Annotated in this window: 7 protein-coding genes; 3 read left to right on the forward strand and 4 right to left on the reverse strand. The window is 72.8% G+C overall.

Translation table 11 applies throughout. From position 1 onward, the window contains the following. Positions 1-54: 54 nt before the first annotated feature. Positions 55-582 (reverse strand): CGNR zinc finger domain-containing protein, encoded by a 528-nt coding sequence (locus tag AOK22_RS14250; RefSeq protein WP_055699000.1) that lies wholly within the window; start codon positions 580-582, stop codon positions 55-57. 91 nt (positions 583-673) lie between these two features. On the opposite strand from AOK22_RS14250, the gene AOK22_RS14255 reads away from it, so the two are divergent. Then, positions 674-1,036 carry a VOC family protein gene (locus tag AOK22_RS14255; RefSeq protein WP_055699001.1) on the forward strand — a complete coding sequence of 121 codons (363 nt, stop codon included), beginning with the start codon at positions 674-676 and terminating at the stop codon, positions 1,034-1,036. Between the two features lie 12 nt (positions 1,037-1,048). Further along, the gene (locus AOK22_RS14260) at positions 1,049-1,456 is read left to right on the forward strand and encodes a VOC family protein (protein WP_055699002.1); all 408 of its coding nucleotides are present in this window, start codon (positions 1,049-1,051) and stop codon (positions 1,454-1,456) included. Positions 1,457-1,495: 39 nt separating this feature from the next. On the opposite strand, the gene AOK22_RS14265 is transcribed toward AOK22_RS14260, so the two are convergent. Further along, positions 1,496-2,626, reverse strand: coding sequence for a dipeptidase (locus tag AOK22_RS14265; RefSeq protein WP_055699003.1), 1,131 nt, complete (start codon positions 2,624-2,626; stop codon positions 1,496-1,498). A 168-nt stretch (positions 2,627-2,794) separates the two neighbouring features. Next, the gene (locus AOK22_RS14270; protein ID WP_079036558.1) at positions 2,795-4,156 is read right to left on the reverse strand and encodes an LCP family protein; all 1,362 of its coding nucleotides are present in this window, start codon (positions 4,154-4,156) and stop codon (positions 2,795-2,797) included. A 129-nt stretch (positions 4,157-4,285) separates the two neighbouring features. Between AOK22_RS14270 and AOK22_RS14275 the strand changes: the two genes are divergently transcribed. Then, on the forward strand, positions 4,286-4,834 hold the full coding sequence (locus tag AOK22_RS14275) for an acyl-CoA thioesterase (RefSeq protein WP_055699005.1): 549 nt from the start codon (positions 4,286-4,288) through the stop codon (positions 4,832-4,834). Positions 4,835-4,903: 69 nt separating this feature from the next. On the opposite strand, the gene AOK22_RS14280 is transcribed toward AOK22_RS14275, so the two are convergent. Continuing rightward, a partial coding sequence (locus tag AOK22_RS14280) for an LCP family protein (RefSeq protein WP_055699010.1) occupies positions 4,904-6,307 on the reverse strand: 1,404 nt, incomplete at its 5' end.

The following is a 6,307-nucleotide window of genomic DNA, read 5'->3' on the forward strand; positions in this document are numbered from 1 at the left end:
GCCGCGCGGGGTCCGCGGGCCGTCCGCGGCCGGTCGCGCGGCTCCCCGCGCCCCTTACGGGGCGCCTCCGGGCGAGGCCGCCTTCCGGGCCCGGTACGCCCGCATCTTCGCCCGCGCCCCGCACACCGCCATGTCGCACCACCGGCTGCGGCACGCCGGGCTGCGGTCGTAGTAGGCCCAGTGGCAGTCCGGCGCCTCGCACGCCTTGAGGCGCGTCCAGGTGCCCGCGGCGGCGCCCTCCGCGATCGCCGCCGCCACCCGTGCGACGAGCGAGTCCGGCGCGGCCGGGCCGAGGGCCGCCGAGCCGTCGGTGTCGTCCACGGTCACCACGAGTGGCGCCGAGGCGAGGAGTTCCGTCAGGCAGGGGACCGGCCGGTGCGCCGGATGCCCCGCGTGCGCCAGGCACGCCACCCGCAGCGACTCCCGCAGTTCGCGCGCCGCCGCCGCCTCGCCCGGCGCGATGCCGAACGCGGTCAGCCCGTCCGCCGTGTCCAGGGCATCGGCGCCCGTCTCCAGGTCCAGCGTGTTCACCAGCTTCTGGACCAGCGCGAGCCCACCCGGTGCGGGCGCCCTGTCATTCATGGTTGCGACGTTACCCCTTCTGCGGGAGCATGAAGTAACTGTTACCGCTTGAAGCCCTCAGCCGGTAATCGTCCGATCGCCTGGAGGAAGCATGCCTCTCGCCAAGCTCGACGTCGTCGCCCTGGACTGCCGCGATCCCTTCGCCCTCGCCGGGTTCTACGCCGCGCTCGTCGGCGGCACCCCCGTCCACGGCGAGGAGGACTGGGTGGTCCTCGAAGGCCACGGGGGCACCACCCTCGCGTTCCAGCTGGCCCCCGGCCACGTACCCCCGAAGTGGCCCTCCGACGACGGCTCGCAGCAGCTCCACCTGGACTTCAGGGTGGACGACCTGGAGGCCGTGGAGCGGGAGGTCCTGGCGCTCGGCGCCACGCTCCTCGACGCGGGCACCCCCGACCGCACCTGGCGCGTCTACGCGGATCCGGCGGGGCACCCGTTCTGTCTCTGCGGAAGCTGAGGAGGAGGTGCCATGACGGACGCCCAGGAGTTCACCGCCCCCGTCGCCCGCCTGCGCAACGTGGTCCTCGACTGCCCCCGCCCGCGCGAACTCGCCGAGTTCTACGCCCGGATCATCGGCGGCACCATCGAGGACGACGGCGACTGGGTCGACCTCGTGGCCGAGGGGCGCGTGAAGGTGTCGTTCCAGCGGGTGGAGGGGCTGCGCCCGCCCGAGTGGCCCCGCTCCGACGTCAACGCCCAGCAGATCCACCTGGACCTGGACGCGGGCCGCACCGACGCGGAGGTCGACGCCGCCCAGGAGAAGGTGCTCGCCCTCGGGGCGCGCCCCCTCGACCTGGACGACGACGGGGGCAGGCGCGACTTCCGCGTGTACGCCGATCCTGCCGGGCATCCCTTCTGCCTCTGCAAGATCCCCTGACCGGGGGCGGCCCCCTGTGCGGGGGCCCGCCCGTCCCGGTCAGCCGTCCAGCAGCTCCCTCGTCGCCGTCGACGCGGCCCGCCGCTCCCGCGCCGCGCGGGCGGTGAAGTCCGCGCCGCGCAGGGCGCGTTGGACGTTGCCCCAGGTGAGCAGCGCCAACTCGGCCTCGGACCAGTCGCGTTCGAGCAGTTCGGCGATCAGCCGCGGGTAGCAGGACGCGTCGGGGAGGCCCTCCGGATGCGGCTCCGCGGTGTCGTACGCGCCCGACAGGCCGACGCACTCCGGACCGGCCACCTGGCGCACCCGGTCGAGGTGGTCCGCCACGTCCCGCACCGAGGGGCCGGTCCGCGCGGCGGCGAGCGGCACCAGACACAGGCCCTTGGCGGCGCCCACCGCGCCGAGCAGCTCGTCCGAGAGGTTCGCCGGATGGTCGCGCAGGGCCCGTGCCCCGGAGCGGGTGAAGATCACCGGGGCCTTGGAGACGGCGAGCACCCGGCGCACCGTCGCCTCGGACGCACCGGACAGGTCCGCGAGGACCCCGAGCCGGTTCATCTCCCGCACGACCTCCTCGCCGAAGGCCGTCAGCCCGTCCGGGCCCGCCCAGGACGTGCCGGAGAGGGTGACCGCGCACAGGCCCAGGCTGTGCAGCGCCCGCAGCGTGCCCAGGGAGTCGCCGAGCGCGGCGCCGAGGGCCGGGCCGATGAGGGTGGCGACGCGGCCGCAGTTGCGCGCGTCGGTGGCGTCGGAGGCGGTGCGGGCGAGCCGCAGGCCCTCCGGGTGGGCGTCGACGACGTGCTTCACGAGGTCGATCTGTTCGAGGGTGGCGCCGACGGCCCGGTCGGCGCTCACGGCCTCGGGCACGTGCACGGACCAGAACTGCGCCCCGACCTGCCCCTCGCGCAGCCGCGGGACGTCGCTCTCCAGGCCGCTGTCGCCGGTCTCGAAGTCGTACCAGTGCAGCTCGCGCAGCGTCCACGGCAGACCGCTGTAGCCGTCGGCGACGGGGTGCGCGGCGAGCAGGGAGCGGGCCCGGGTCGCCGGTGCCGCGGCGGGCGCGGCGTCGGGTGGGGATTCGGGGTCGTCGGCGGACGGCGGATCGGGCGGAGCGGGGGGCTGGTCGCGCTCCCCGGCCTCGGCGGTGGTGTTGAGTTCCTCCAGCAGGTCTGCCATGGCAGTGCTCCGGACGTCGGCGGGTGGCAGTTCGGACCACCGTGACACGGGGCGGCCGCGGCTTCGCGGCGGGCGCAGCGTTCGGGGTATGCGCCCGGCGTGTCGGGACGCGGAAGGGCCCCGCCGACCGGAATCGGCGGGGCCCTCCCCGTACGGACGAAGCGCGCCTCAGTTGCCCGAGACCGTCACCTTCTCGTCGTTGTTCAGCTCCTTGACCAGCTGCTTGACCTTGGCCTTGTCCCAGAGCAGATTGCCGCCCGCGGAACCCGCGATCGGCATGTTCATGGACGCGCCGTCGCCGCCGGTGACGCCCTTCATCGCCCAGAACATGGACGCCACGTCGGTGATCCCCATGTCCTTGTCAACGATCAGGGTGTCCAGGCCCGCGCCCATCGTCGGGTAGAGCTTGAAGGGGTTGAGGACCGTGCCCGGCGTCGCCGCCTGGTTGGCGAGGGCCGCGAGGAACTTCTGCTGGTTCTTCGTGCGGTCCAGGTCGCTGCCCGGCAGGGCGTAGCGCGTACGGACGAAGGCGAGGGCCTGCTCGCCGTTGAGCGTCTGCTTGCCCGCCTCGAAGTCGGCGCCGGACTTCTTGTCCTTGAAGCCCTTGGGGATGTCCAGCTCGACGCCGCCGACCGCGTCCACGATCTTGGCGAAGCCGCCGAAGCCGATCTCGGCGTAGTGGTCGATCTTCAGGCCGGTGTTGTACTCGACGGTGCGCACGAGCAGCTCGGGGCCGTCCTCCGCGTACGCCGCGTTGAGCTTCGTCTGGCGGCCGGTGTTCGGGTAGAGCTTGCCGGACTCGGCGCCCTTGAAGGAGGGGATCGTGACGTTCGAGTCGCGCGGGAGCGAGATCATCGTGTTCCCGCCGTCGTCCGCGACGTGCAGGATCATCATCGAGTCCGTGCGCTTGCCCTCGGCCGAGCCCGTGTGGAGCTTCTTCTTCTCCTCGGCGGACATGCCCTCGCGGCTGTCGGAGCCGACGATCAGGTAGTTCGTGCCGGCGCCGCCCTCGGGGCGCTCGATGACCTTGGAGAGGTCGACCTCGCGCTTGAGCTTGGAGTCGGCCCAGAAGTACGTGGCGACCGACGTCACGACGAGCACGCTGACCAGCGTGATCGCGCCCCACTTGATCCGCTTGCGCCAGTTCGGCGCGGGGCGCGGGGCACGCTGGGGCCCGCCACCGGGGCCGCCGTTGCCGTTGCCGCCGCCCTGGGGCTGGCCGTAGACCTGGCCGGTGTTGTAGCCGCTGTCGTAGCCCTGACTCCGGCCGTAGGGGTCCTGGCGCGGGGTGCGGGGCTCGAAGACCTCGTCACGGGCGTCGCCGTACGGCTGGCCGTCCCCGTACCGGCCGTCGCCGTAGCCGTCGTCGTATCCGTGCTGGGGCGGCACCCCACCGGAAGGCGGTCCGGCCGGACGGGAGGCCTGGCCGCGCTGGATGTGCCGCATCACGCGGGCGCCTTCGGGCTGGGCGTTCCCGCTGCCGCGGCCGTGTCCCCGGCCGCCGGCCTGATCGTCTGGCCAATCGCTCATGTGGCCCAGTGTGACCTGCCGGGCGGTGAGGCTTACAGGGCGGTCGGGATTTCGGGCCAGGGCTGTTGCAGAGCTGATGCAAAGCGGCCCGGGAGGGATCGGACATACGTCCGGCTTAGGCTGGAGGGCATGACAGATCAGGCCCCCAGTCCGGATTCGGAGATTCCGGGCAAGCCGACCTCGGCGTCCCGCACCACACTCAGCCACATCATGACCCACAACGACACCAACCTCCTCGGGACGGTGCACGGTGGCGTGATCATGAAACTGGTCGACGACGCGGCCGGCGCCGTCGCCGGACGCCACTCGGGCGGTCCCGCCGTCACCGCGTCCATGGACGAGATGGCCTTCCTCGAACCGGTCCGCGTGGGCGACCTCGTCCATGTGAAGGCCCAGGTCAACTGGACCGGACGCAGCTCCATGGAGGTCGGCGTCCGGGTCCTCGCCGAGCGCTGGAACGAGTCGACGCCCGCGCAGCAGGTCGGCTCCGCCTACCTCGTCTTCGCTGCGGTCGACGCCGACGGCAAGCCCCGCACGGTCCCCCCGGTCCTCCCCGAGACGGACCGCGACCGCCGCCGCTACCAGGAGGCGCAGATCCGCCGCACCCACCGCCTGGCCCGCCGCCGCGCCATCAAGGAGCTGCGGGAGTCACGGGCGGCGGAGGGGTACGACGACTGAGGCGGCGCGGACACAGGACGCCCGGGGGCCGGGGTGGCGGGGCCGAAGCCGCCGCCCCGCCACGGCTCCCTAGGGGCACACCACCTGGTCCCCCGTGACCGCACCGAATTCGCCCTGGTAGGCGTCCTCCGCGCGCACCGCGCGCACCGTCTTGAAGTCCGACCCGGCGATCACCTTCAGCGTCGCCCCCTGGCCCTCGACCTTCCGCATCTCGCAGCCGGGCAGCGCCGTGGCCAGCGCCTTCGCCGAGCGGTCCCAGCGCGGGTCGTAGGCGACGACCGTCCTCCTGGCCGGCTTCTCCTTCGCGCCCGGCACGTTCCCCGGCACCCGCGTCGTCCGGAAGCCCGTCGCCCGCAGCGCCGAGTCGACCCGCTTGCCGAGCCCCGGCGCCCCCGTGCCGTTGTCCACCTGGACCCGGATCTGCTGGGGCGAGACGCCGACGAGCGCGGCCCTGGCCCTGGCCCGGTGCGGGGCCAGCGGCCGGTCCTCGCGCAGCGCCTTGAACAGCTTCCTGGACTTGGTCCCGTGCCACTTCAGCATCGAGCCGATGCCGGGCACGCTCTTGCCCTTCGCGCTCAGCGGCACGGTCGTGAACTCCGACGACGACGGCGAGAAGCCCCGCATCGCCCGCCCGAGGTCCAGCATCTCGCCCGTCCCGAAGCCCTTGTCCGCGCGCACCGAGCCGAGCAGCGTCCGCGTCACGTCGCGGAACTTGACCGGATTCAACAGCACGCCGCTGCTGGTCGCCTTCGCGATGAGCGCCGCGAGGAAGCGCTGCTGGCGCTGCATCCGACCCAGGTCGGAGGCCCCGTCGACGTACCGCGAACGCACGTACTGGAGCGCCTCGCCGCCGTTCAGCTCGTGCGTGCCGACCGACAGGTCGAGCCCGGTGTGGGAGTCCTTCAGGGGCCGCGCCGTGCAGATCTCCACCCCGCCGAGCACGTCCACGGTCTTCATGAAGCTGGTGAAGTCGACCTCCAGGTAGTGGTCGATCTTGACCTTCGTCATGTGCTCGACGGTCCGCACCGTGAGGTTCGGGCCGCCCTCCGCGTACGCGGCGTTGATCTTGTTGGCGTGTTCGTGGTGCTTCTTGCCGGTGGTCTGGTCGGTGTGCGCGGGCAGCTCGGCGTAGCTGTCCCGGGGCAGGCTCACGACGCTCGCGCGGTCCCGGTCCTGCGAGATGTGCACGATCATGATCGTGTCCGTGCAGTGGCAGGGCGCGCCCCCGAGGCGGTACTTCTCCTTCTCCTCGGGGCTGATCTTGTCCCGGCCGTCGGTGCCGACCAGCAGGACGTTCATGCCGTTGCCCTGCGCGGGCCTGTTCTTCATGTCCTTGAAGGCATCGACCCGCTTGATCCCGGTGTCGAGGCTGGTGACGACCCCGTGCCCGATGCCGGCCGCGGCCAGCACGGTGACGGAGAAGGTGGTCGCCACCCGCATGGCCCAGCGGGGCCGCTTCCCCCGCGCGCCGGG

It is taken from the genome of Streptomyces silaceus, from assembly GCF_001419745.1.
In the GTDB taxonomy this organism is placed as follows: domain Bacteria; phylum Actinomycetota; class Actinomycetes; order Streptomycetales; family Streptomycetaceae; genus Streptomyces; species Streptomyces silaceus.

What these genes read in the sequence shown, in the direction of transcription:
- AOK22_RS14250 (WP_055699000.1), bottom strand. Translation starts at nt 582, where the DNA reads ATGAATGACAGGGCGCCCGCACCGGGTGGGCTCGCGCTGGTCCAGAAG.
- AOK22_RS14255 (WP_055699001.1), top strand. Translation starts at nt 674, where the DNA reads ATGCCTCTCGCCAAGCTCGACGTCGTCGCCCTGGACTGCCGCGATCCC.
- AOK22_RS14260 (WP_055699002.1), top strand. Translation starts at nt 1,049, where the DNA reads ATGACGGACGCCCAGGAGTTCACCGCCCCCGTCGCCCGCCTGCGCAAC.
- AOK22_RS14265 (WP_055699003.1), bottom strand. Translation starts at nt 2,626, where the DNA reads ATGGCAGACCTGCTGGAGGAACTCAACACCACCGCCGAGGCCGGGGAG.
- AOK22_RS14270 (WP_079036558.1), bottom strand. Translation starts at nt 4,156, where the DNA reads ATGAGCGATTGGCCAGACGATCAGGCCGGCGGCCGGGGACACGGCCGC.
- AOK22_RS14275 (WP_055699005.1), top strand. Translation starts at nt 4,286, where the DNA reads ATGACAGATCAGGCCCCCAGTCCGGATTCGGAGATTCCGGGCAAGCCG.